The organism is Blautia sp. ZXY-1-C6 (assembly GCF_056339875.1).
Map to the genome: position 1 here is coordinate 1 of NZ_JBWJVQ010000117.1, position 2,592 is coordinate 2,592.

At 42.1% G+C, this 2,592-nt stretch carries 2 protein-coding genes; both read left to right on the forward strand.

The genetic code is table 11. The features are described from left to right. A partial coding sequence (locus AC075J_RS04185) for a hypothetical protein (RefSeq protein ID WP_476390055.1) occupies window positions 1-232 on the forward strand: 232 nt, incomplete at its 5' end. 550 nt (window positions 233-782) lie between these two features. Continuing rightward, window positions 783-2,504: a S8 family peptidase gene (locus AC075J_RS04190; protein ID WP_008706397.1), complete on the forward strand. Its 1,722-nt coding sequence runs from the start codon at window positions 783-785 to the stop codon at window positions 2,502-2,504. The last annotated feature ends 88 nt before the right edge of the window (window positions 2,505-2,592 follow it).

The following is a 2,592-nucleotide window of genomic DNA, read 5'->3' on the forward strand; positions in this document are numbered from 1 at the left end:
ATCTAAATTAATCGAAATTATCATCCACAAAAGTATATTGATTTCATTTTCTGCATATGCTATAATTGCCATAGGCAAAATGATAAAATTAAATTCATTGGTAACACAGCAAAAAGCCTCGGAGGTCGCATCTCCGAGGCTTTTTTATTCCGTTTTGGCAAGGGTGGCTTATTCCCCAGGCTGGCTACCAGCTACTATTTTCTATCCAGCCATTTGCAAATGTAATAGGTGATTACACCTGCCAGAATAGAAAGCATAAATGATAAAATTGTATCCATTGATAGCACACCCCCTTCCTGTACCTGTTTAGGGGTGGTAGCTTGGATATTATATCATAAATTTTTATAATATAATATATTTTTTATTATACAACTGCGCCGAAGTAATTTTCGGATTATCCAGCACTAATATTGAACTTTTTCAGAAATTTTCATTCTCAATATACAAAAGATCTCACATTCGATTATTTAAAAACAATTTCTTCAGTAATCCTTCCATGTGTCTTTGTATTCATGAACTCAATAGATAATTTGTAATTTCCCTTTCCACCAGTTGGTTTAATACTATTCTTATCAAATATACTTTTATAGGGAGAAATTGAATGAAAACCGTTTTGTTATTTTTATTTATTATGAGTGTAGATATGCACAGTTTGCGCTTTCATCTCGGTAATTGAATTGCCGAGGATTCCCGCTTATTATCCTAAAATTGTTATAATAAGAGTCCGTATGCAGAACTTTTGTATATAATAGACTAAGTGAATATCTGGAAATGAGATTAAAATGCCAGACCAGAAAATAGATAACCTTTTAAATCTTGCAATGGATGCAACACCACAGGAGCGTAGAAAGTCAGGAAATCTTAACATAGGATATGATCCTGCAACCAGGCTATGGGATGTGATCATAAAGTACAGCGGACCGGAAAGTGGTCTGGCTGGAAATGGAATTCAGGTAGTGCCATTGTTAGGCAGCTATGCAGTGGTAACTTTGCCGGAAAGTGAGATTGATGAGTATTCCCACAGAGTGCAGGTGGAATTTATGGAGAAACCCAAACGCTTGTATTTTGAATTGTTTCAGGCGAAGGGAGCGAGCTGCATCCGCACAGTGCAGACCGGCAGGAATGGACTGACGGGAAAAGGAATCCTGACAGGAGTTGTGGATTCAGGAGTGGATTATTTTCACCCTGATTTCCGAAATGCAGATGGGAGCAGCAGAATTTTACGTTTATGGGATCAGAGCATACAGGGAAATCCACCCCAGGGATATGTGACAGGAACTGAATATACGAAAGAGCAGATCGATGAGGCGCTTGCACTTGGAGAAAACCAGGGCAGGCGTCTTGTTCCATCTTCAGATTACAGTGGACATGGAACTTCCGTGCTGGGAATTGCAGCAGGAAATGGGAGGGCATCAGATGGGGTGAATCAGGGAGTTGCCTATGAAAGTGATCTACTGGTTGTGAAAATGGGAATTCCCAGAGAAAACTCCTTTCCCAGGACTACGGAGCTGATACAGGGGATTGATTATCTGGTGCGACAGGCATTGACTATGGGACGGCCAATGGCAATTAATCTCAGTTTTGGAAATAATTATGGATCCCACAAGGGAGATTCCCTTCTTGAAACATATATAGATATGGTTTCTTCCACAGGACGTCTGGCTATCTGTACAGGTACAGGGAACAACGGCAATCAGCCTCTGCATGAGGGAGGAACCCTGAAACAGGGACAGACCAGACAGATAGAATTATCTGTGAGCAGCAGGGAACCAACATTAAATGTGCAGTTATGGAAATCTTATGAGGATGAGATGAGTATTTATATTGAAAATCCATCCGGAAACCGGATCGGCCCCTTAGACGAAAAGCTTGGTCCTCAGAGGTACAGACTGGGAAATACAGATCTTTTAATCTATTATGGCAAACCTGGACCCTATCATCTGACACAGGAAATCTACATAGATTTCCTTCCTGGGAAAACTTATGTGGACAGTGGAGACTGGAAAATCATCCTAAGTGGAAAAAAGGTCAGAGGAGGGGAATATTACCTGTGGCTGCCGGGTGGAAATACTCTGAACAGAGGGACTGGGTTTTATGAACCAAGGGCATATGGGACTTTGACCATACCTGCCACAGCCCGGCGGGTTATTGCAGTTGGAGCATATGATTCGCTGGTTGACTCTTATGCGGATTTTTCCGGAAGGGGCAGCAGAATGCTGCCATATCTGAAACCTGATCTGGTGGCACCGGGAGTAAACATAGTTGCTCCCGTACCCGGTGGTGGTTACAGAACAGTAACAGGGACTTCCTTTGCAACACCCTTTGTCAGCGGATCCGCAGCATTGTTAATGCAATGGGGGATTGTAAATGGAAACGATCCCTACCTCTATGGGGAAAAAGTAAAAGCCTATCTCCGAAAAGGCGCCAGACCATTGCCGGGGTATGAGGAGTATCCCAATGAAGAGGTGGGATGGGGGGAGGACGTTATAATAAGGTTACATTGAAGAAAGTCAGTAAAATCAAGTGTTTCCGTTCATTTTCCCAACACAGAAACGAAGCACTTTCACCATGATTTTGAAGAAAATCTGCCCG